15 protein-coding genes, 3 tRNA genes and 3 rRNA genes are annotated in these 23401 nt (G+C 47.4%); 13 read left to right on the top strand and 8 right to left on the bottom strand.

What is annotated here, in order from left to right; genetic code table 11:
- Window positions 1–23 precede the first annotated feature (23 nt).
- From J4N40_RS16270 to glyQ, 4 genes are all read right to left on the bottom strand, one after another.
- Window positions 24–1277: a valine--pyruvate transaminase gene (locus tag J4N40_RS16270; RefSeq protein ID WP_025768941.1), complete on the bottom strand. Its 1254-nt coding sequence runs from the start codon at window positions 1275–1277 to the stop codon at window positions 24–26.
- 229 nt (window positions 1278–1506) lie between these two features.
- The gene (locus tag J4N40_RS16265; RefSeq protein ID WP_017821921.1) at window positions 1507–3591 is read right to left on the bottom strand and encodes an alpha-amylase; all 2085 of its coding nucleotides are present in this window, start codon (window positions 3589–3591) and stop codon (window positions 1507–1509) included.
- A gap of 217 nt (window positions 3592–3808) precedes the next feature.
- Window positions 3809–5875 (bottom strand): glycine--tRNA ligase subunit beta, encoded by a 2067-nt coding sequence (gene glyS / locus J4N40_RS16260; RefSeq protein WP_213880800.1) that lies wholly within the window; start codon window positions 5873–5875, stop codon window positions 3809–3811.
- Window positions 5876–5888: 13 nt separating this feature from the next.
- On the bottom strand, window positions 5889–6806 hold the full coding sequence (gene glyQ / locus J4N40_RS16255; protein ID WP_005383818.1) for a glycine--tRNA ligase subunit alpha: 918 nt from the start codon (window positions 6804–6806) through the stop codon (window positions 5889–5891).
- Between the two features lie 484 nt (window positions 6807–7290).
- Between glyQ and J4N40_RS16250 the strand changes: the two genes are divergently transcribed.
- Both J4N40_RS16250 and J4N40_RS16245 read left to right on the top strand, forming a co-directional pair.
- Entirely contained in the window at window positions 7291–7845 is a 555-nt protein-coding gene (locus tag J4N40_RS16250; RefSeq protein WP_005378877.1) for a TMEM165/GDT1 family protein, read from the top strand.
- 160 nt (window positions 7846–8005) lie between these two features.
- Complete coding sequence (locus J4N40_RS16245; RefSeq protein WP_005378878.1) at window positions 8006–8266, top strand: hypothetical protein; 261 nt, start codon at window positions 8006–8008, stop codon at window positions 8264–8266.
- Between the two features lie 44 nt (window positions 8267–8310).
- Here the strand turns inward: J4N40_RS16245 and tusA are convergent, their stop codons facing one another.
- Window positions 8311–8559, bottom strand: a complete 249-nt coding sequence (gene tusA / locus J4N40_RS16240; RefSeq protein WP_005378879.1) for a sulfurtransferase TusA — start codon at window positions 8557–8559, stop codon at window positions 8311–8313.
- Between the two features lie 133 nt (window positions 8560–8692).
- On the opposite strand from tusA, the gene J4N40_RS16235 reads away from it, so the two are divergent.
- Together J4N40_RS16235 and J4N40_RS16230 are read left to right on the top strand one after the other, a co-directional pair.
- Window positions 8693–8875, top strand: a complete 183-nt coding sequence (locus J4N40_RS16235; protein ID WP_005378880.1) for a hypothetical protein — start codon at window positions 8693–8695, stop codon at window positions 8873–8875.
- 168 nt (window positions 8876–9043) lie between these two features.
- The gene (locus J4N40_RS16230) at window positions 9044–9988 is read left to right on the top strand and encodes a LysR family transcriptional regulator (protein ID WP_005378881.1); all 945 of its coding nucleotides are present in this window, start codon (window positions 9044–9046) and stop codon (window positions 9986–9988) included.
- Window positions 9989–10040: 52 nt separating this feature from the next.
- Here J4N40_RS16230 and acuI read toward each other — a convergent pair whose 3' ends face one another.
- The 3 genes from acuI to fadB all read right to left on the bottom strand — a co-directional run bounded on the left by acuI (window position 10041) and on the right by fadB (window position 14633).
- Window positions 10041–11021, bottom strand: coding sequence for an acrylyl-CoA reductase (NADPH) (gene acuI, locus J4N40_RS16225; RefSeq protein ID WP_005378882.1), 981 nt, complete (start codon window positions 11019–11021; stop codon window positions 10041–10043).
- Between the two features lie 250 nt (window positions 11022–11271).
- Window positions 11272–12447 carry an acetyl-CoA C-acyltransferase FadA gene (gene fadA / locus J4N40_RS16220; protein WP_017635587.1) on the bottom strand — a complete coding sequence of 392 codons (1176 nt, stop codon included), beginning with the start codon at window positions 12445–12447 and terminating at the stop codon, window positions 11272–11274.
- Window positions 12448–12461: 14 nt separating this feature from the next.
- Window positions 12462–14633, bottom strand: coding sequence for a fatty acid oxidation complex subunit alpha FadB (gene fadB, locus J4N40_RS16215; RefSeq protein WP_054579435.1), 2172 nt, complete (start codon window positions 14631–14633; stop codon window positions 12462–12464).
- A gap of 261 nt (window positions 14634–14894) precedes the next feature.
- Here fadB and J4N40_RS16210 point away from each other — a divergent pair, with 261 nt between their 5' ends.
- The 9 genes from J4N40_RS16210 (at window position 14895) to rrf (ending at window position 23374) form a co-directional block, all read left to right on the top strand.
- Window positions 14895–15518: a YigZ family protein gene (locus tag J4N40_RS16210; RefSeq protein WP_025768945.1), complete on the top strand. Its 624-nt coding sequence runs from the start codon at window positions 14895–14897 to the stop codon at window positions 15516–15518.
- Between the two features lie 46 nt (window positions 15519–15564).
- Window positions 15565–17022, top strand: coding sequence for a TrkH family potassium uptake protein (locus tag J4N40_RS16205; RefSeq protein ID WP_250654320.1), 1458 nt, complete (start codon window positions 15565–15567; stop codon window positions 17020–17022).
- A gap of 9 nt (window positions 17023–17031) precedes the next feature.
- Window positions 17032–17559, top strand: coding sequence for a menaquinone-dependent protoporphyrinogen IX dehydrogenase (hemG, locus tag J4N40_RS16200; protein WP_005378894.1), 528 nt, complete (start codon window positions 17032–17034; stop codon window positions 17557–17559).
- A 466-nt stretch (window positions 17560–18025) separates the two neighbouring features.
- Window positions 18026–19578: ribosomal RNA gene (locus J4N40_RS16195) — 16S ribosomal RNA — on the top strand.
- Between the two features lie 89 nt (window positions 19579–19667).
- Window positions 19668–19743 (top strand) — tRNA-Glu (locus J4N40_RS16190).
- Between the two features lie 2 nt (window positions 19744–19745).
- Window positions 19746–19821, top strand: a tRNA-Lys gene (locus J4N40_RS16185).
- A 28-nt stretch (window positions 19822–19849) separates the two neighbouring features.
- Window positions 19850–19925: transfer RNA gene (locus tag J4N40_RS16180), tRNA-Val, on the top strand.
- A gap of 349 nt (window positions 19926–20274) precedes the next feature.
- Window positions 20275–23164 (top strand): 23S ribosomal RNA (locus J4N40_RS16175).
- Window positions 23165–23257: 93 nt separating this feature from the next.
- A 5S ribosomal RNA gene (gene rrf / locus J4N40_RS16170) occupies window positions 23258–23374 on the top strand.
- Together the 16S, 23S and 5S rRNA genes with 3 tRNA genes alongside form the textbook arrangement of a ribosomal RNA operon.
- The last annotated feature ends 27 nt before the right edge of the window (window positions 23375–23401 follow it).

The raw sequence follows: 23401 nt of genomic DNA, 5'->3' as shown, positions 1-23401 counted from the left end.
AAGAACGGCTGAGTTCAATCCGTCTATTTACCTTCGCGGTAAGCCTTTTCCACTTCTTCAGCGATAATCGCAATGCCTTTTTGCATCATCTCATCATCTTGAACGTAGTTCATACGCAGGCATTGGTGCGCGTGATCCCACTCGTCTTGCTGACCAATAAAGAAATATTCACCAGGGACAATCAATACGCCACGCGCTTTCAAGCGTTGGTACAGTTCCATTGTTGTGATTGGCAGTTCATCAAACCATAACCACAAGAAGATAGCGCCTTCCGGCTTGTGGATGCGGAATCGCTCATCGGTAATTGCTTGTTGGAGCAGTTCAACCGCACGTTGTGATTTTTGCTTGTAGAACGGCTTAATCACCTCTGAACTCAGTTTAAGCAGATCACCTTTGCCAATGATATGGTTTGCCAGCGCTGGACCAACACTGCCCGGCGCTAGGCTGATGATGCCGTTCATATTGGTTAACGCTTGAGTGATTTCTTCACTCGCAATCACAATGCCACAACGCACACCTGGCAAGCCAAGTTTAGATAGGCTCATGCATAGGATGGTGTTTTCATTCCAGAACGGTTCGACATCTTCAAAGATGATGTTCGGGAAAGGTAGACCGTAGGCGTTATCGATGATCAGCGGGATGTTGTTCTCACGTGCTAGCTTGTCCAGTTTACGTACTTCTTCGTCTGTCAGTACATTACCCGTTGGGTTGGTTGGACGAGACGCGCAGATTGCCGCAACAGAGTCGTCGACGGTTAGTTGCTCAAAATCGACGTGGTATTTAAACAGACCGTTATCTAACAGCTCGATTTCTGGGTGGTAAGAGATAAAGATATCTTCATCAATGCCAGCATCACCATAACCGATGTATTCAGGCGCGATAGGCAGTAGCACTTTCTTGTGCGAACCGTCTGGCTGTTTACCTGCCAACAAGTTGAACAAGTAGAAAAAGCCACTTTGGCTACCGTTAGTTAGGCTGATGTTTTTTTCGGAAATATCCCAGCCGTAAGTTTCACGGAATAACTGAGCTAGCGCTTTGACGAACGCGTCTTTACCCTGCGGGCCATCGTAGTTGGCGAGGGCGGCGACGAGCTCCCCACTGGCGAGCATTTCCTCACTGGCTTGGTGAAAGTAATCGAGCATGGCAGGAATGGCGGCAGGATTACCTCCACCGAGCATGATGGCACCTGGTGTGCGCAGACCATCATTCAAATCGTCCATTAACTGCGTAATACCTGAATACTGATTAAATTTTTCACCAAACTTTGAGAACTGCATGCTGACTTATACCTAATTCATTGTGATTGCTTTGTGTATGTTTATGCCGATGTTTTATCGGCTTATCGAGTAATCCTTGACCTTACCTCAATGTGTAATTAACGCAAAGTGTGAATTAAGCCGAAAAAGAAAAAAGTGCGTCATCAGACCAGAGGGACGAGACTAAATGGCAAAAAGAACAATAAAAAAGGGAAGCTTATGCTTCCCTTGCTGGTGGAGAGAGTGTGATTTACTCACCGGTGTAAACAATCAGCACCTTGTCGTCTTGGTATTGGCGTTCGAATGCGTAGTAACCTTCTTGGTTGCGAGTGATGTGCTTACCTTGAGCAACTGCTGGGTGGCGTTTACGGAATTCACCCAACTTTTGCCAATGTTGCAGTAGATCTTCTCGCTCGCCATGAATCTTATCCCATGGCATATCTGAGCGTGTGCCTTGGTGGGCATCTGAACCAGTAATGCCAAAATCACGAGCTATCTCATCACCGTAATAGATCTGTACTGCTCCGGGAGCAAGCATCAGAGCATTTGCTGCACGTGCTTGGTCATCAAAGCTGCGGCTGCGCGCTGACCAAAACAGCTGTGTATCGTGTGAAGACAAGTAGCTCAACACGTTGAACTCAGGATCGGTATTGATGCGTTCTGCATAACGGCGGTAATCATTATCAAGTTGAGCGAAACACTTCAGCGCTTTTGGTGCTACATCAGATTGGAACTCAAAGTTGATGATGGAATCGAAGCCGTTATCGAAATACGGACTCTTCACCACGCTGTGTGCCCACACTTCACCTGTCATCCAGAAAGGTAGGTCATCCAAGGCTTTGTTCGGGTTGTTTTGCTTCCATTGAGCAAGCGCTTGGGTGGTGCTGGCTTTCAGCTCTGCCCACGCTTCCATTTCAACGTGTTTGGCAGTGTCGACACGGAAGCCATCAATGCCGTAGTCGCGCACCCACTCGGATAACCAGGTAATCAGGTGTTCACGCGGGGTTTGCAGCTCATTTTGCGCATTGGTGTCTTTATTGTGGAAGAAGTTTGGTAATCCGGTTTTTTGAGTTGATTCGGTTTTTAGATCCGGTAGGTAGTTCAAAGACATGGTGATGTCGTTGTAGCCCGGAGCATCGTAGTCGCCAATGTCGGTGCGAATCCAATCTTTGCCCCACCATTTATCCCACGCTTCGCTATCACCGTATTTGATATAGTCGTTGAAGCTATGCCAGCTTTGTCCTGATTTTGGCTGCCAGTCGGTCCATTTTTCACCGAGGACTTCTTTAGCTTCTTGGTCATCAAGGTAAAGCTGACCAAAGCCGAATTCCTGCATGTCTGCTAATGTGGCGTAGCCAGTATGGTTCATGACCACATCCCAGACTACACGGATGCCTTTCTTGTGGGCGGTATCGATGAAGGCTCTCAGCTCATCTTCGGTACCCATGTTGGCATCAAGCTTGGTCCAATCTTGGTGGTAGTAGCCGTGGTAGCCGTAGTGCTTAAAGTCGCCTTTATCGCCGCCGCCAACCCAGCCGTGGATTTGTTCCAGTGGTGAGGTTATCCAGATAGCATTGACACCAAGTGATTCGATGTAATCGAGTTTTTTCGTCAGACCCGCTAAGTCACCACCGTGGAAGGTACCAATCTCATATTTTCCGTCTTTGCTGCGACCGTAGCTGTTGTCGTTGTCTGGGTTGCCATTGTAGAAGCGGTCGGTCATGACGAAGTACACCGTCGCATTGTCCCAACTGAACGGTTTGTCGGCTTGCTGTTCAACTTCTTCTAGCAGCAATAGACCTTGGCTCATAGGACCCGGTTGCATGGTGACGCTGCCATTGGCGACAGTGGTTTCTTGTTCGGTTAAGGCATCACGAACGACAGTGCCATCATTAAAAGTTTGAGCAACGTTGATGGTTTTTGGCGTGTCAGTTGCGACAGGGCAAGAGTAGGTGATGTCCTGACTTTGTTTTGGTTTAATTTTTACCGTCAGTTCGTTGGTGGTTGGATTGAGCGTAAATTGATAGGTATTGGCTTTGAAGATGCGCAGCGGCATTTGTGCATCAGTGGCGCAATTATCCATTTTTAATGGACGATTGAATTTGATGCGATCTTCTTCTGCTAGGGCAAAGCTACTGCCACAGCTTTGCTTGCTGTCAGCAATGGTAAAGGTATAACTGCCTTTTTCGAGTTTTTGCTCAGCGACAAGTAAGCCTTGTGAGTTTTCCTCAAAAACAGCGGTGTCATCACCAACGTTTAATACGATGGCATTTTCTGGTATCTGGCTGCAGGCGCTCAGTAGACCGATAGAGAGTGCGAGAATTGTTTTTTTCATTGTGTCCTTCCCCCGAATAAACAGTCCAGTTATAGCAAAACTGTGCCTCTACAATCCGAGCTCTACACCAACAAGTTAAACGCGTCTCACCCTACAAATTTTAGTCTTGTTCACAAAATGAATAATAAGCGTCACCTTCATCGGTTTGAAGGCAACAAAAAAGGGAAGCATCTGCTTCCCTTTTACTTATTTCTTAATCACTTCGAAGAGTAATCAATTACTTTTGAAGCAAAGAAATGTCTGCGATCTGTAGGAACAGGTTACGCAGGTTGTTCAGTAGTGTCAGACGGTTCTTCTTAAGTGCTTCGTCGTCTGCCATTACCATTACGTTATCAAAGAATGCATCAACTGGTTCACGTAGGTCAGCTAGCTTGCTTAGGGCTTCTTGGTAGTTACCTGTAGCAAATGCTGGCTCTAGCGCTTCCGTCATTACTTCAACGCTTTCTGCTAGTGCTTTCTCTGCGTCTTCTTGTAGAAGTGCTAGGTCGATGTCTGCTGCTAGTTCGCCGTCGAATTTCGCTAGGATATTACCTACACGTTTGTTCGCTGCTGCTAGAGACTCTGCTGCTTCTAGTTCACGGAAGTGAGAAACCGCTTTAACTCGTTGGTCGAAGTCTGCTGGTTTCGTCGGGCGACGCGCTAGAACTGCTTGAATGATGTCTACGCTGAAGCCTTCGTCTTGGTACCAAGCACGGAAACGACCAAGCATGAACTCGATAACGTCTTGCTCAACGTTGTCGTTGGTTAGGCGATCGCCAAACAGTGACTTCGCTTTCGCTACTAGGTCAACAAGATCTAGGTTGTAGCCGTATTCAACGATGATACGTAGTACACCTAGAGATGCGCGGCGTAGTGCGAATGGGTCGCTGCCTTTAGGCGCTTGACCAATACCGAAGATACCTACGATAGTGTCTAGCTTGTCTGCCATTGCAACTGCAGTTGAAACGCCGTTTGATGGCAGTTCATCACCTGCGAAACGAGGCATGTATTGCTCGTTCAGTGCTACTGCAACTTCTTCTGCTTCACCGTCGTGACGAGCATAGTGCATACCCATAACACCTTGAGTATCGGTGAATTCGAATACCATTGAGGTCATTAGGTCACATTTTGCTAGTAGACCAGCACGCTTTGATTTCTCAACGTCAGCACCGATTTGCTCAGCAATGTAGCCAGCAAGTTCAGTGATGCGGTCTGTTTTGTCTTTGATCGTACCCAGTTGCTTTTGGAAGATCGCTTGCTCTAGTTCAGGTAGACGGTCGATAAGCGGACGCTTACGGTCTGTGTTGAAGAAGAATTCTGCGTCTGCAAGACGAGGACGAACCACTTTCTCGTTACCTTCGATTACGTAACGAGGCTCTTTTGATTCGATGTTCGATACGAAGATGAAGTTAGGTAGTAGCTTCTTGTTTTCGTCGTAAACAGGGAAGTATTTTTGGTCACCTTTCATGGTGTAAACCAACGCTTCAGAAGGCACTTTTAGGAACTCTTCTTCAAACTTCGCTGTTAGTACCACTGGCCATTCAACCAGAGACGTTACTTCTTCTACTAGGTCATCTTCTAGGTCAGCGATACCGCCAACCGCTGCTGCCGCTTTTTGTGCGTCAGCTAGGATGATTGCTTTACGCGCTTCGTAATCTGCCATTACTTTACCGCGCTCTTCTAGGATCGCAGGGTATTGTTCAGCAGAATCGATAGTGAACTCTTGCTCACCCATGAAGCGGTGACCACGGATAGTGCGGTCAGAAGCAACACCAAGGATCTCGCCTTCGATTAGGTCGCTGCCCATTAGCATGGTTAGCGTCTTAACTGGACGGATGAACTGAGTTGTTTTGTTACCCCAGCGCATTGGTTTTGCGATAGGTAGGTTTGCTAGTGCTTTCGCTGCAAGTTCAACTACGATCTCAGACGTTGGCTGACCTTTCACTTCTTGTTTGAACAGTAGCCATTCACCTTTGTCTGTAACCATGCGCTCTGCTTGGTCAACCGTGATGCTACAACCGCGTGCCCAACCTTGAGCCGCTTTTGTTGGGTTGCCTTCCGCGTCAAACGCTGCAGAAACCGCAGGACCACGTTTTTCAACAACTTTGTCAGACTGGCTGTCTGCTAGTGCTGCTACTTTAAGTGCAAGACGACGAGGCGCCGCGAACCATTTCACGCCTTCGTGAGCAAGCTCAGCGCCTTTTAGTTCTGCTTCGAAGTTTGCTGCGAATGCTTCAGCTAGAGTGCGAAGTTGCGTTGGTGGTAGCTCTTCTGTACCTAGCTCGATTAGAAATTCTTTTGCCATGTTACTCTACCCCTTACGCTTGTTCTTTCTTACACATTGGGAAGCCAAGAGCTTCACGCGATGCGTAGTATGCTTCTGCAACTGCTTTAGTCAGGTTGCGGATGCGTAGGATGTAACGTTGGCGTTCAGTTACTGAGATCGCTTTACGTGCATCTAGTAGGTTGAATGCGTGACCAGCTTTTAGGATGCGCTCGTAAGCAGGTAGTGGCAGTGGCTTTTCAAGCTCAAGTAGCTCTTTACACTCTTTTTCACACTGTTCGAAGAAGCCAAATAGGAATTCAACGTCTGCGTGCTCGAAGTTGTAAGTCGATTGCTCTACTTCATTTTGGTGGAAGATGTCACCGTAAGTCACTTTGCTGCCGTCTGGTGCGATGTTCCAAACTAGGTCGTAAACAGAGTCTACTTCTTGGATGTACATTGCTAGACGTTCGATACCGTAAGTGATTTCACCAGTTACTGGTTTACACTCAAGACCACCAACTTGCTGGAAGTAAGTAAACTGGGTCACTTCCATGCCGTTTAGCCAAACTTCCCAGCCCAGACCCCATGCGCCTAGTGTTGGGTTTTCCCAGTTGTCTTCTACGAAACGGATGTCGTGTACAAGAGGGTCAATACCAAGAACTTCAAGGGAGCCAAGGTACAACTCTTGAATATTGTCAGGCGATGGTTTTAGCGCTACTTGGAATTGGTAGTAGTGCTGAAGACGGTTAGGGTTTTCACCGTAACGGCCATCAGTAGGACGACGTGAAGGTTGTACGTAAGCTGTCGACATTGGCTCTGGGCCAAGCGCTCGTAGACAGGTCATTGGGTGAGAGGTACCCGCACCCACTTCCATATCTAGCGGTTGAACAATGGTACAACCATTTTGAGCCCAATAATCCTGCAGCGCGAGGATCATTCCCTGGAAGGTTTTGATATCGTATTTTTGCATAAGTCAGGTTCGCGCGATTCTCTTGTTACTCGTTAATTCGTCATCTATGCCGAGTTTTTCAACTCTAACAACGGCGATAAAGAGTAATTACGGTTGAATAAATTAACAATCTAGTATAACCAGATATTGAGCATGGGAGTAGAGCTAATCTTGATTAATTCGTGGGCGATTTTCTCCTTTAATGAATTTTTACCGCGTTATCTGCTGTATTTTTCCTAAAAGGGAGTTTTTGCCTGCTTTGGCTCTTGAGAAGCGCAACAAAGGTGGCTAGAATTGCGCCTGTCTTTGGGGAGTAGCTTACCTGATGAAGTTTCTGTTTCATCTGGTTCGTCCGTCAACATAATTGGTGCAAAATCACCATGGCGTTCGAGACTTGAAGCCTTTCAAGTTTAGCAAGACCTTAGACAAATCATCACGAACCGGGGTAGGGGCGTGAGGTTTGTCTTCGGTTAAAAATAATAATCCCTGCCCCAATGAGCATGTCGTGAGCGTTTTAGCTATTTCAATTACTACTGTAGCGTTAGCAGAAATTGGCGATAAGACCCAATTGCTATCTCTATTACTCGCAAGTCGTTACCGAAAACCAATCCCAATTATTGCAGCAATCTTTTTGGCAACTATTGCCAACCACGCTTTGGCTGCATGGTTAGGTGTGGTTGTCGCAGACTATCTATCACCTGAGATTTTAAAGTGGGTGCTGGTGGTCAGTTTTGTCGCGATGGCGGCTTGGGTTCTGATCCCGGACAAACTGGATGATGACGAGCAGATTTCTAATCGAGGCCCATTTATTGCCAGCTTTATCGCGTTCTTCGTTGCGGAGATAGGCGATAAAACTCAGATCGCCACTTCCATCTTAGGGGCGCAATACGCGGATGCGTTAAGTTTGGTGATTATCGGTACCACAATCGGTATGCTGCTGGCGAATGTACCTGTGGTCCTGATTGGTAAATTGTCGGCCGACAAGATGCCTTTAGGGCTGATCCGTAAAATTACCGCATTTTTGTTTATTGCTCTGGCAATAGGGGCTGCACTGTTCTGATTTTTTGCACGTGAAATGATGTGAGTTATCAATCATTAGTGGCGTGCTGCGCGAGTTCAAACTCTGACTCTAAATCGTTCCGTTGCGTGACGGATGACATATAAGTGTCATACTTGTCATGGTAGTTTAATGGTGTGAATGATAGCGAGAGGGCAAGTTTATGCTTACACGTTACATGGGGATGTCCCCGAAGAGTCAGAGTTATTTATTCACTTTTGGTTTAGCGCTGTGTTTACTAGCGATGGTGCTAACTGATATGTGGTTACCGATTGTAGCAGGATCGTTCGTTCTTACTGGATTGACAGTAGAAGCGTGGATTCGTGTCGCTCACATCATTCCTATGCATGAAGAGATGCGGGCAATGAAGAAACAACTTAACAAGCTCCAATCAGAAGTTCGCACACTCGAATACGACGAATAAACAAACGGCAGCCAATATAGGCTGCCGTTTTTAGTTCGACCAGATTATTCCAATCCTTTCTTGATCAGGTACTGATACGGAACTTGCTCCGTTTGTGCCGCAACTAATTGGTGGTCCATAAAGCGGCAGAAACTCGGAATGTCTCGAGTCGTGGATGGATCGTCTGCTTTGACCAGCAAAATCTCACCATCTTGCATGTTGCGAATTGTCTTCCTGACCATCATCACTGGCTCTGGGCAGCGCAGTCCTTCCGCCTCTAATGTCTTGTTTGCCAGTTCAGGATTAAAGCTCATAGTGTGATTCTCGTAACTAACTGAACGTTGAATTTTACTTTCGTTGAAAAAATATTCAATAACCACTTGGCAAACCGAATTTTTTGTTTTACCTTGAGTTAACAATTTGGTAACAACTGGCAAGGGAGAGGCAATGTTAACAGCGTTAGACAGACTTACGATTTACTCAGTGCTGTGTTTTATCTCGTTTTGTGCATTGGTACTCAGGACGCCAGCTGACACCTCTTTGACGCCTCTTGTAGGCATGGTTGCCACTATTATTGGGATTTGGATCGAGATGCGCAGATGGTCTGGCGCATCTGAGCAAGAAAATTAGCGCTTCTTGCTTGGATCAGAATGCTTTTAATAACGCTCACCTATTTTTTACCGACACTTCATTCCGACACTATCCCCATTTTTCTTGGGCTTCCCCGCTGAAAGGCGGGATTTTTTTTGCCTAAAGAGTACAATTTACCCAAACACATAAAAAATAAGTGGCTAATTCGTGGAACTGGAAGATATCTATCGCCGAGATTTAAATTTACTGGTTGCGTTGCGAGTACTGATAGAAGAAAACAGTGTCAGTAAGGCGGCAACACGTCTGAACTTGAGTCAATCGGCAATGAGTCGTGTGCTTGGTCGTCTACGTGACTTGTTGGGAGACCCGCTGTTTACTCGTCAGGGACAGCATTTGATCCCAACTCAGAAAGCGTTAGAGATCGATCGCTCATTGGGCGAACCATTAGAGTCTTTACGTCAGTTGTTATCTCCGGTTGAGTTTGACCCATTGCAATGCGTGCAGACTTTCAACATCGTGACCACCGACTATGCCATGCAAACAATCTTACCGTTCGCTTTGCCGAGAATTTACCAAGAAGCGCCAAACGTGTCTTTCAACTTCTTACCACTGCAACACGACCGTTTATCAGATCAGCTCACTTATGAAGGTGCAGACTTAGCGATTTGTCGCCCGACAGGCCCGGTGGAGCCTCTACGCAGTGAAGTGTTGGGGCGAGTGGGGGTGCTGTGTATGCTTTCAAAACAGCATCCATTAGCGGATAAAGAAATGAGCTTGGATGATTATCTGAGTCATCCACATGCCATGATCGCCATCAGTGATGGTGTTAAGGCACTGATCGAACAAGCTTTGATGGAGAAACCTAAGCGTAAAATGGTTCTGCGGGCTTATCATTTAGAAGCCGCATTGGCGATCATGGATACCTTGCCAATTATCATCACAGTGCCAGCGGACTTGGCGTATCTGGTTGCCGAGCGTTATGACTTGGTGGTGAAACCGTTACCATTCCAATTCACGCCGTTTGAATACTCGATGATTTGGCATGCGCGTTGCGAGCATTCTCCCGCTCAAGAATGGTTAAGAACGATTGTGCGTGAAGAGTGTAGCCGTCTGATAGCTAAACGTATCGAAGATATGGGACTGAACTGCTAACAAAAAAGAGCCAGCAATGCCGGCTCTTCGTCTGTTTACACTGAGTCAGTGTTTATAGCTTGATAACCACACGACCCGTTACTTGACCGTTGGTGATGTCTTCTGCATATTTCGGTGCTTCAGCAAGAGCAACTTCAGTACACGCTTGCTCGAAGTAGCTGTCTGGTAGTAGCTCGACCAGCTTTTCCCATGCAGCGATACGTTTCTCTGTTGGGCACATTACTGAGTCCACACCTTGTAGGCGAACATTACGTAGGATGAACGGCATCACTGTGGTTGGTAGATCAAAACCACCTGCAAGACCACAAGCTGCAACTGCACTGTTGTAATCCATTTGCGCCAATACTTTTGCTAGTACTTTGCTGCCTACAGTATCAACCGCACCTGCCCATACTTGTTTTTCAAGCGGACGTGCTGGTTCTTCAAATTCAGTACGGTCGATGATGCGGCTAGCACCTAGTTTTTCAAGTAGCGGGCCATTTTTCTCTACACGACCTGTCACTGCAGCAACTTTGTAGCCAAGCTGTGCTAGAAGCGTTACTGCGACTGAGCCTACACCGCCACTTGCGCCAGTTACTAGGATTTCGCCATTTTCAGGTTTGATGCCTGCATCAAGCAGTGCTTGAACACACAGCATACCAGTGAAGCCAGCAGTACCAACCATCATTGCTTTCTTGCTGTCTAGACCTTTTGGTAGTGGTACTAGCCAATCCGCTTTTAGACGAGCACGCTGAGACATACCACCCCAGTGGTTTTCACCCACGCCCCAGCCAGTAAGGACAACTTTGTCACCAGCTTGGTAGCGGTCGTCTTCTGAGCTTACTACCGTACCTGCTAGGTCAATACCTGGCACCATCGGGAAGTTACGGATGATTTTACCTTTACCTGTGATCGCAAGACCGTCTTTGTAGTTTAACGATGAGTAATCAACGTCAATCAGAACGTCGCCTTCAGGCAGTTGTGTTTCATCGATTTGCTCGATGTTAGCGATAGTACGTTTGTCTTCTTGATTTAGAACTAGAGCATTAAACATAAGGTTCTCCGATTGTGCGGTAGCATGACTCTGGGTCACATGCAGCAAGATATCAACTGGTCTAAGTGTATGTCTTCTTTGTCTATGAATAAAATGAAACTTGAGCATTTAATGTATGCTCTTCATGCATGTTTGATGTAAAACAAAGGGCGACATCAATTGTCGCCCTTAAGTGTAATACTAAAAATTTTAGTACTAGTTCATTTGCTTATGATTGTTGGCTCGATCACTACAACAACGTCTTGAACTGTTATGGTCGTTCAAATACTGTCGCAATGCCCTGACCCAAACCGATACACATGGTGGCCAGACCGTATTTCGCGTCTTTCGCTTCCATTAGGTTGATCAACGTTGTTGAGATACGTGAACCAGAACAGCCTAGTGGATGACCCAATGCTATCGCACCACCGTTAAGGTTGACCTTCTCATCCATAACATCAAGCAGGCCTAAGTCTTTAGCACACGGCAGAGACTGCGCGGCAAATGCTTCGTTTAGCTCAACCACATCCATGTCTTCAATTGAAAGACCGGCACGCTTGAGCGCTTTTTTCGTCGCAGGTACAGGACCGTAACCCATAATAGAAGGATCGCAGCCCGCAATGGCCATGCCTTTAATACGTGCACGAATCTTCAAGCCAAGCTCATTGGCTTTCTCTTCACTCATGATCAACATCGCTGATGCACCATCAGACAGAGCCGATGATGTACCGGCTGTTACTGTACCGTTTGCAGGGTCGAACACTGGGCGAAGTTGAGATAGACCTTCAACGGATGTTTCAGGGCGAATCACTTCGTCGTAATCCAGAGTGAACAGTGTGCCGTCTGGTGCGTGGCCTTCAATTGGTAGAATTTCGTTTTTAAAACGACCTTCTACGGTTGCTGCGTGCGCACGAGCGTGTGAGCGAGCGGCAAACTCGTCTTGTTGCTCACGGCTAATGCCATGTAATTTACCCAGCATTTCAGCCGTTAAGCCCATCATGCCCGCAGCTTTTGCTACGTTCTTTGACATACCTGGGTGAAAGTCTACACCGTGGTTCATTGGCACATGCCCCATGTGCTCAACACCACCAATTAGGCAGATTTCAGCATCGCCAGTCATGATGGCACGTGTACCGTCGTGAAGCGCTTGCATTGATGAACCACACAAGCGGTTCACCGTCACGGCGCCAATTTCAATCGGCAGGCCCGCGAGTAGCGCGGCATTACGTGCAACGTTAAAGCCTTGCTCTAGTGTTTGCTGTACACAGCCCCAGTAGATGTCTTCAATCTCGCTTGGGTTCACTTGTGGGTTACGCGCAAGAATGCCTTTCATTAGGCGCGCAGATAGATCTTCTGCTCGTGTATGACGGAAAGCACCACCTTTAGAGCGACCCATTGGAGTACGTAGACAATCGACTACGACAACATTTCTTGTTTGATTAGTCATTTTAGAATCCCTCCTTAGATAGAACCTTGCTGTTGTGCACCGTAAAAGCTTTCACCTTTCGCCGCCATATCAATCAGCATTTGCGGTACTTGGTACATCGCACCTAGCTCGGCGTGTTGTTTTGCCATTTCAACGTATTCAGCAATACCCACGCTGTCTAGATAGCGGAATACGCCACCGCGGAATGGAGGGAAACCAAGACCATAAACCAATGCCATATCTGCTTCCTGCGGAGTCGCGATGATGCCTTCTTGTAGGCACAGCACCACTTCGTTGATCATTGGAATCATCATACGTTGAATGATGGTCTGATCGTCAAAGTCCTGCTTATCGGCACAAACGTCAGCAAGTACCGGTAAGATCGCTTCGGAGAAGGTTTTCTTCGGCTTACCTTTTTTATCTATGGTGTAGCTGTAGAAGCCATTACCATTTTTCTGACCATATTTGTCTGCTTCGAACAGTGCATCAATCGCATCACGACCTTGTTTACCCATACGCTCAGGGAAACCGTCAGCCATCACAGCTTGTGCGTGGTGCGCGGTATCAATGCCGACTACGTCAAGCAAGTACGCCGGTCCCATCGGCCAGCCAAATTTACGCTCCATGACTTTGTCGATTTTCGTAAAGTCAGCACCATCACGAAGTAGCATGCTGAAGCCGCCAAAGTATGGGAACAATACGCGGTTAACGAAGAACCCTGGGCAGTCATTAACGACAATTGGTGATTTGCCCATTTTCGCAGCATACGCCACAACACGATTGATGGTTTCATCAGAGGTATGCTCACCACGGATGATCTCAACAAGAGGCATACGATGCACTGGGTTGAAGAAGTGCATACCACAGAAGTTTTCTGGGCGTTTTAGTGATTTTGCCAATAGGTTGATAGGAATCGTCGAGGTGTTTGAGGTGATAACGGTGTCGTCACCGACATGGGATTCAACTTCACTTAAAACTGCTGCTTTTACTTTCGGGTTTTCAACGACAGCTTCAACAATCACATCAGAGTTTTCAATACCTGCGTAATGTAGGCTCGGTGTGATTGACGCTAAAATACCCGCCATCTTAAAGCCATCAATGCGACCGCGAGATAAGCGTTTATTCAGCAGCTTAGATGCTTCAGTCATACCTAGGTCGAGCGACGCTTGCGCGATGTCTTTCATTAAGACAGGCACACCTTTTAGCGCTGATTGGTAAGCAATGCCGCCACCCATGATACCTGCACCTAACACGGCTGCACGTTGCGTGTCTTTACTTGCTGACTTCGCTGCTTTTTTCGCAATGCCTTTGATGTATTGATCATTAAGGAATAGGCCAACGAGTGATTTTGCTTCTTCCGATTTAGCCAATTTCACGAAGTGCTTACGTTCAATGTCTAACGCTTCATTACGTGCAAAGCGAGCACCTTCTTCAATCGTGATAACGGCTGTCATTGGGGCAGGGTAGTGAGGGCCTGCTTTTTGTGCCACCAGACCCTTCGCCATGGTGAAACTCATCATTGATTCAAGCTTACTCAGCGTTAGCGGAGATGTTTTCTGTGCTCGGCGTGCTTGCCAGTCAAGTTTCTCGTTAATTGCAGAGTTAAGAGTTTGTAGTGCTGATTCGTATAAAGCATCAGTCTCTACAACTGCATCGAGTAAGCCAATTTTCAATGCTTCATCCGCACGGCATGCTTTACCTTGGGTGATGATTTCCATTGCGCTGTCTGCGCCAATAACGCGAGGTAAGCGTACACAACCACCAAAGCCAGGCATGATTCCCAGTTTCGTTTCTGGTAGGCCGATGCTGGTGGTTTTGTCACCAATACGCATGTCTGTTGCTAGCACACATTCACAACCGCCACCAAGAGCGTGGCCTTTGATCACTGAGATGGTCGGAACGGGTAAGTCTTCTAATTTGTTAAAGATGCTATTAGCAAATTGCAGCCATTGGTCGAGCTCGGCATCCGTTTTAGCAAACAGACCTAAAAACTCGGTAATGTCTGCGCCTACAATGAATGCGTCTTTATCTGAAGTGAGCAACAACCCCTTGAGGCCTTGATGGGCAATGAGCGCATCAAGAGCTTTATCTAGCGATTCCAATGTCGCTAGGTCGAGTTTGTTGACGGATTTTGGAGAGCAGAAGCTTAGCTCTGCAATACCATCTTGTATTTCCTTTACCTGTAGGGTTTCGGCTTGGTAAATCATTGTCTATCTCCATGACATACAATCGTGGATTGTCTGTATACCTATTTCAACGACGCCGTGTACCTCGGCAAATAGGTATCGAGGAAGTCGGTTTATTTTTGTTCTGGTTTGACCAGTAAAGTTAGTTTGGATCGTGGATTGTCTAATTTCAATACATTTTTTAAACAAGTGTTTAACATTGTGCGCTGTGGCAGATCTTATGCGACGGGTAAATCACACTCGTGATAGACTTCAGGCAAATAAACCTGAATCCATAATCCTATGAATGACAAGCCTTATCTGATTCCAGCAGAGCCCGCTCAATTTGAAGAAGAAATTAAAAAGAGCGTCTTCATTACTTATTTGGCACACACGCCAAGTATCGAAGCTGCAAAAGCATTTGTTGATCAAATCAAAGCTAAACACGCTGATGCTAGACATAACTGTTGGGGCTTTGTTGCTAGTCGACCAGAAGATTCGATGCAGTGGGGCTTTAGTGATGATGGAGAACCTTCAGGGACGGCAGGTAAACCGATCCTTGCTCAGCTGTCTGGATCTGGTGTGGGGGAGATCACGGCTGTGGTCACGCGATACTCTGGTGGAATCAAGTTAGGTACAGGCGGCTTGGTTAAAGCGTATGGGGGTGGGGTACAACAAGCGCTCAAGCTGCTTCAAACTATTGAGAAAAAAATAACCACAAAGCTCAGACTAACGTTAGACTATGGGTTTATGCCGATCGCACAATCAATCATGCCGCAATTTGGTGCGATAGAAGTCGAGGCTGAATACAGCGATCAGGTCGTATTAGTGGTGGAAATTGAGCTTCGAGAAGTGAGCGCGTTTACCCAAGCAATCATTAATAAAAGCGGGGCAAAGGCAATTGTCACTCCGCTAGACGGACAATAATGAAAAACAGGAAGCAACAGGGACAGCTTCGCTAGTCAATTTATCCATGCAATTTCGTTCAATTATTCGAATCGTCGGGCTACTGCTCGCACTCTTTAGTGTCACTATGCTTGCGCCAGCACTCGTTGCGCTGATCTATCGAGATGGTGCTGGTGTGCCTTTTGTCACGACATTTTTTGTTCTGCTGTTTTGTGGGGCCGTTTGTTGGTACCCAAACCGCAGGTATAAGCACGAGCTTAAAGCTCGAGATGGCTTTCTTATTGTCGTCTTATTCTGGACAGTACTTGGCAGTGCAGGCTCGATCCCCTTTCTCATTGCTGACAACCCGAACGTCTCAGTGACAGATGCGTTTTTTGAATCGTTTTCTGCTCTCACGACGACCGGGGCGACCGTTATTGTTGGTTTGGATGAGTTACCTAAAGCGATTCTATTCTATCGACAGTTACTGCAGTGGTTCGGCGGTATGGGAATCATCGTATTAGCGGTGGCGATTTTGCCAGTACTTGGCATTGGTGGTATGCAGCTTTACCGCGCCGAGATCCCTGGTCCAGTCAAGGACACTAAAGTGACGCCGCGCATAGCAGAAACTGCTAAGGCGCTTTGGTACATCTATTTGAGCCTGACTATCGCCTGTGCTTCGGCTTTTTGGTTAGCTGGTATGACGCCATTTGACGCCATCAGTCACAGCTTTTCCACCATTGCTATTGGCGGCTTCTCTACCCACGATGCCAGCATCGGATATTTTGATAGTTACGCGATTAACCTGATTACTGTGGTTTTTCTGCTTATATCTGCATGTAATTACACACTGCACTTTGCTGCATTTGCATCAGGTGGCGTACATCCCAAGTATTACTGGAAAGATCCTGAGTTTCGCGCCTTCTTGTTTATTCAAGTGCTGCTATTTATCATTTGCTTTCTATTATTACTGAAACATCATTCTTACATATCGACATACGATGCTTTCGATCAGGCTCTGTTCCAAACCGTATCAATATCCACAACAGCGGGCTTTACGACAACAGGTTTTGCGGATTGGCCGCTCTTCTTACCTGTGCTGTTATTGTTCTCTTCCTTTATAGGTGGTTGTGCTGGTTCAACAGGCGGCGGCATGAAAGTGATCCGTATCCTGCTTCTTACCTTACAAGGTGCGCGTGAACTAAAACGTTTAGTCCATCCACGCGCGGTTTACACCATCAAAGTAGGTGGCAGTGCCCTACCGCAACGTGTTGTCGATGCGGTTTGGGGTTTCTTCTCCGCATACGCATTGGTATTTGTGGTTTGTATGTTGGGGTTGATTGCAACAGGAATGGATGAGCTCAGTGCGTTCTCGGCGGTGGCTGCGACTCTGAACAACCTCGGTCCTGGCTTGGGAGAAGTGGCGCTTCACTTTGGTGATGTTAACGACAAAGCAAAATGGGTATTAATAGTTTCTATGCTGTTTGGTCGTTTGGAAATCTTTACCTTACTTATTCTACTTACGCCGACGTTTTGGCGTAGCTAAGGGGAAATCGTGGCAAAAGCATTATTTCTATACTCTTCCCGCGAAGGGCAGACTAAAAAAATTCTCCACTATATAGATGAACAACTTCCAGATTTCGATTGTGAGCTGGTGGATTTACATAATGTCGAGACGATTGACTTCAGCCAATACGACAGAGTATTGATAGGCGCCTCTATTCGCTATGGCCATCTTAATAAAAAGCTATACCAGTTTATTGAGCGAAACCTCAATCAATTGGAGCAAAATAAAGTGGCATTTTTCTGCGTAAACCTAACCGCTCGTAAAGAGGACCAAGGAAAGGATACACCTGAAGGTAGTGCCTACATTCGCAAGTTCCTAATTAAGTCGCCTTGGAAACCAACGCTAATCGGTGTTTTTGCTGGTGCACTTTATTACCCACGTTATAGCTGGTTCGACAGAACTATGATTAGGTTCATTATGTCGATGACGGGTGGCGAAACCGATACGACCAAAGAGGTGGAGTACACCAATTGGGAAAAAGTGGCTCTTTTCGCAGATAAATTTAGAGAACTGTAGAAATAACGTGCTCTTTTGACCGCTTTTGATGCAAATTTATCCGAACGATAAAAAAATCAAAAAAAACGAGAAAAAGGGCTTGCCAATGTGATCGCAATCTCTATAATGCCACCTCGCTGACACGGCAACGCTTCGAAGCTTAAGTTTCGAAAGTAAGAAGCCAAGTTAGCAAGCCAAATTAGCCAAGCAGAAACGCTTGAAGAAAGTTTGAAAAAAGTGATTGACACTAAACTTTAACTCGCTAAAATGGCCGTCCTGTTTTGAGCAAAGCTCAACAGGAAAGCTCTTTAACAATATAGACCTATCAATCTGTGTGGGCACTCGTTGATGATAATCCAATTAGAAACTTCGGTTTCAAATTAGGTTTCAATGATACGAAGTGACCATTGAATCGAAAGATTCAGCACAGTCAATTCAAACATTACGTTATGTAATGTTCAGTATTCATTGAGCCGAACAAAATCTTAAATTGAAGAGTTTGATCATGGCTCAGATTGAACGCTGGCGGCAGGCCTAACACATGCAAGTCGAGCGGAAACGAGTTATCTGAACCTTCGGGGAACGATAACGGCGTCGAGCGGCGGACGGGTGAGTAATGCCTAGGAAATTGCCCTGATGTGGGGGATAACCATTGGAAACGATGGCTAATACCGCATGATGCCTACGGGCCAAAGAGGGGGACCTTCGGGCCTCTCGCGTCAGGATATGCCTAGGTGGGATTAGCTAGTTGGTGAGGTAAGGGCTCACCAAGGCGACGATCCCTAGCTGGTCTGAGAGGATGATCAGCCACACTGGAACTGAGACACGGTCCAGACTCCTACGGGAGGCAGCAGTGGGGAATATTGCACAATGGGCGCAAGCCTGATGCAGCCATGCCGCGTGTGTGAAGAAGGCCTTCGGGTTGTAAAGCACTTTCAGTCGTGAGGAAGGCGGCGTCGTTAATAGCGGCGTTGTTTGACGTTAGCGACAGAAGAAGCACCGGCTAACTCCGTGCCAGCAGCCGCGGTAATACGGAGGGTGCGAGCGTTAATCGGAATTACTGGGCGTAAAGCGCATGCAGGTGGTTTGTTAAGTCAGATGTGAAAGCCCGGGGCTCAACCTCGGAATAGCATTTGAAACTGGCAGACTAGAGTACTGTAGAGGGGGGTAGAATTTCAGGTGTAGCGGTGAAATGCGTAGAGATCTGAAGGAATACCGGTGGCGAAGGCGGCCCCCTGGACAGATACTGACACTCAGATGCGAAAGCGTGGGGAGCAAACAGGATTAGATACCCTGGTAGTCCACGCCGTAAACGATGTCTACTTGGAGGTTGTGGCCTTGAGCCGTGGCTTTCGGAGCTAACGCGTTAAGTAGACCGCCTGGGGAGTACGGTCGCAAGATTAAAACTCAAATGAATTGACGGGGGCCCGCACAAGCGGTGGAGCATGTGGTTTAATTCGATGCAACGCGAAGAACCTTACCTACTCTTGACATCCAGAGAACTTTCCAGAGATGGATTGGTGCCTTCGGGAACTCTGAGACAGGTGCTGCATGGCTGTCGTCAGCTCGTGTTGTGAAATGTTGGGTTAAGTCCCGCAACGAGCGCAACCCTTATCCTTGTTTGCCAGCGAGTAATGTCGGGAACTCCAGGGAGACTGCCGGTGATAAACCGGAGGAAGGTGGGGACGACGTCAAGTCATCATGGCCCTTACGAGTAGGGCTACACACGTGCTACAATGGCGCATACAGAGGGCGGCCAACTTGCGAAAGTGAGCGAATCCCAAAAAGTGCGTCGTAGTCCGGATTGGAGTCTGCAACTCGACTCCATGAAGTCGGAATCGCTAGTAATCGTGGATCAGAATGCCACGGTGAATACGTTCCCGGGCCTTGTACACACCGCCCGTCACACCATGGGAGTGGGCTGCAAAAGAAGTAGGTAGTTTAACCTTTGGGGGGACGCTTACCACTTTGTGGTTCATGACTGGGGTGAAGTCGTAACAAGGTAGCGCTAGGGGAACCTGGCGCTGGATCACCTCCTTATACGATGATTATTGCGATGAGTGTTCACACAGATTGATACGGTTTATGAAGTTTAAGAGATAGAACATCCCCCAAGATGTTCACTTAGTGTCCCGTTCGTCTAGAGGCCTAGGACACCGCCCTTTCACGGCGGTAACAGGGGTTCGACTCCCCTACGGGATACCATTGGGTCGTTAGCTCAGTTGGTAGAGCAGTTGACTTTTAATCAATTGGTCGCAGGTTCGAATCCTGCACGACCCACCATTTCCTTCCACGGAAATCAAAACAATGTGGGCGATTAGCTCAGTTGGGAGAGCACCTGCCTTACAAGCAGGGGGTCACTGGTTCGAGCCCGGTATCGCCCACCATTCTCTAAGTATTTTTGGAATAAAACGTCCAAACCAGAACAAGCAATTGATACTGGTTGGTATTTTTGACTCTGAAAGTCTTTAGAAAATGTAACTTCCTTGTGAAGCAACATAGCTCTTTAACAATTTGGAAAGCTGACAAAACAATCTTTAAGATTGTTTGTAAAGTTCTCAATGTTTATCGAAAGATAAACACCAAAAAACACATTCGAGTGTTCTTGGGAATATCACTTTTACAGTGATTATTCGAAATTGAGTCCGGCAAAATCGATATGTCTCTCGCTCATTCAAATAATGAGAGACAACTTTGGTGATTTGATTATCAACTCGAAACTCCTTCGGGTTGTATGGTTAAGTGACTAAGCGTACACGGTGGATGCCTTGGCAGTCAGAGGCGATGAAGGACGTATTAACTTGCGATAAGCCCAGATTAGGTAGTAAAAACCATTTGAGTCTGGGATTTCCGAATGGGGAAACCCAATACCATAAGGTATTACTGTTGAGTGAATACATAGCTCAACAGGGCGAACCGGGGGAACTGAAACATCTAAGTACCCCGAGGAAAAGAAATCAACCGAGATTCCGAAAGTAGCGGCGAGCGAAATTGGACTAGCCCTTAAGCTTTACACGCGTTAGACGAACAGCCTGGAAAGGCTGACGATACAGGGTGATAGTCCCGTAGTTGACGACGTGTGTTCAGTGAAATCGAGTAGGGCGGGACACGTGATATCCTGTCTGAATATGGGGGGACCATCCTCCAAGGCTAAATACTACTGACTGACCGATAGTGAACCAGTACCGTGAGGGAAAGGCGAAAAGAACCCCTGTGAGGGGAGTGAAATAGAACCTGAAACCGTGTACGTACAAGCAGTAGGAGCAGGCTTGTCCTGTGACTGCGTACCTTTTGTATAATGGGTCAGCGACTTATATTCAGTGGCAAGGTTAACCATCTAGGGGAGCCGTAGGGAAACCGAGTCTTAACTGGGCGTTCAGTCTCTGGATATAGACCCGAAACCAGGTGATCTAGCCATGGGCAGGTTGAAGGTTGAGTAACATCAACTGGAGGACCGAACCGACTAATGTTGAAAAATTAGCGGATGACTTGTGGCTAGGGGTGAAAGGCCAATCAAACCTGGAGATAGCTGGTTCTCCCCGAAAGCTATTTAGGTAGCGCCTCGGACGAATACTACTGGGGGTAGAGCACTGTTAAGGCTAGGGGGTCATCCCGACTTACCAACCCTTTGCAAACTCCGAATACCAGTAAGTACTATCCGGGAGACACACGGCGGGTGCTAACGTCCGTCGTGGAGAGGGAAACAACCCAGACCGCCAGCTAAGGTCCCAAATTACTACTAAGTGGGAAACGATGTGGGAAGGCTCAGACAGCCAGGATGTTGGCTTAGAAGCAGCCATCATTTAAAGAAAGCGTAATAGCTCACTGGTCGAGTCGGCCTGCGCGGAAGATGTAACGGGGCTAAGTAGTAAACCGAAGCTGCGGCAATGCACTTTAGTGCATTGGGTAGGGGAGCGTTCTGTAAGCGGTTGAAGGTGTGTGGTAACGCATGCTGGACGTATCAGAAGTGCGAATGCTGACATGAGTAACGATAAAGGGGGTGAAAAACCTCCTCGCCGGAAGACCAAGGGTTCCTGTCCAACGTTAATCGGGGCAGGGTAAGTCGACCCCTAAGGCGAGGCCGAAAGGCGTAGTCGATGGGAAACGGGTTAATATTCCCGTACTTCTTACAATTGCGATGGGGGGACGGAGAAGGCTAGGTGGGCCTGGCGACGGTTGTCCAGGTTCAAGTGCGTAGGCTGAAGAGTTAGGTAAATCCGGCTCTTCTTAAAGCTGAGACACGACGTCGAGCATCTACGGATGTGAAGTCATTGATGCCATGCTTCCAGGAAAAGCCTCTAAGCTTCAGATTGTAAGGAATCGTACCCCAAACCGACACAGGTGGTCGGGTAGAGAATACCAAGGCGCTTGAGAGAACTCGGGTGAAGGAACTAGGCAAAATGGTACCGTAACTTCGGGAGAAGGTACGCTCTCGACGGTGAAGTCCCTCGCGGATGGAGCTATTGAGAGTCGCAGATACCAGGTGGCTGCAACTGTTTATTAAAAACACAGCACTGTGCAAAATCGCAAGATGACGTATACGGTGTGACGCCTGCCCGGTGCCGGAAGGTTAATTGATGGGGTTAGACTTCGGTCGAAGCTCTTGATCGAAGCCCCGGTAAACGGCGGCCGTAACTATAACGGTCCTAAGGTAGCGAAATTCCTTGTCGGGTAAGTTCCGACCTGCACGAATGGCGTAATGATGGCCACGCTGTCTCCACCCGAGACTCAGTGAAATTGAAATCGCTGTGAAGATGCAGTGTACCCGCGGCTAGACGGAAAGACCCCGTGAACCTTTACTACAGCTTGGCACTGAACATTGACCCTACATGTGTAGGATAGGTGGGAGGCTTTGAAGCGCAGTCGCTAGATTGCGTGGAGCCGTCCTTGAAATACCACCCTTGTAGTGTTGATGTTCTAACGTCGACCCCTTATCGGGGTTGCGGACAGTGCCTGGTGGGTAGTTTGACTGGGGCGGTCTCCTCCCAAAGCGTAACGGAGGAGCACGAAGGTGGGCTAATCACGGTTGGACATCGTGAGGTTAGTGCAATGGCATAAGCCCGCTTGACTGCGAGAATGACAATTCGAGCAGGTGCGAAAGCAGGTCATAGTGATCCGGTGGTTCTGAATGGAAGGGCCATCGCTCAACGGATAAAAGGTACTCCGGGGATAACAGGCTGATACCGCCCAAGAGTTCATATCGACGGCGGTGTTTGGCACCTCGATGTCGGCTCATCACATCCTGGGGCTGAAGTCGGTCCCAAGGGTATGGCTGTTCGCCATTTAAAGTGGTACGCGAGCTGGGTTTAGAACGTCGTGAGACAGTTCGGTCCCTATCTGCCGTGGGCGTTGGAGAATTGAAAGGGGCTGCTCCTAGTACGAGAGGACCGGAGTGGACGAACCTCTGGTGTTCGGGTTGTGTCGCCAGACGCATTGCCCGGTAGCTAAGTTCGGGATCGATAACCGCTGAAAGCATCTAAGCGGGAAGCGAGCCTTGAGATGAGTTCTCCCTGATACTTTAAGTATCCTAAAGGGTTGTCGTAGACTACGACGTTGATAGGCAGGGTGTGTAAGCGTTGTGAGGCGTTGAGCTAACCTGTACTAATTGCCCGTGAGGCTTAACCATACAACACCCAAGGGGTTTTGATGGACTCAATGAAAGAACGTTGAATGTGTAAGAACGAGAATTAAAAAACAGCTTTCCAGATTAAAGAATTTGCTTGGCGACCATAGCGTTTTGGACCCACCTGATTTCCATGCCGAACTCAGAAGTGAAACGAAATAGCGCCGATGGTAGTGTGGGGCTTCCCCATGTGAGAGTAGGACATCGCCAGGCTTTAAATTTAAGAAGCCCGCTCGAAAG

It is taken from the genome of Vibrio sp. SCSIO 43097 (assembly GCF_023650755.1).
Lineage (GTDB): Bacteria > Pseudomonadota > Gammaproteobacteria > Enterobacterales > Vibrionaceae > Vibrio > Vibrio alginolyticus.
The sequence above is the reverse complement of the archived record's forward strand: the minus strand, read 5'-3'. Positions and strand labels throughout refer to the sequence as shown.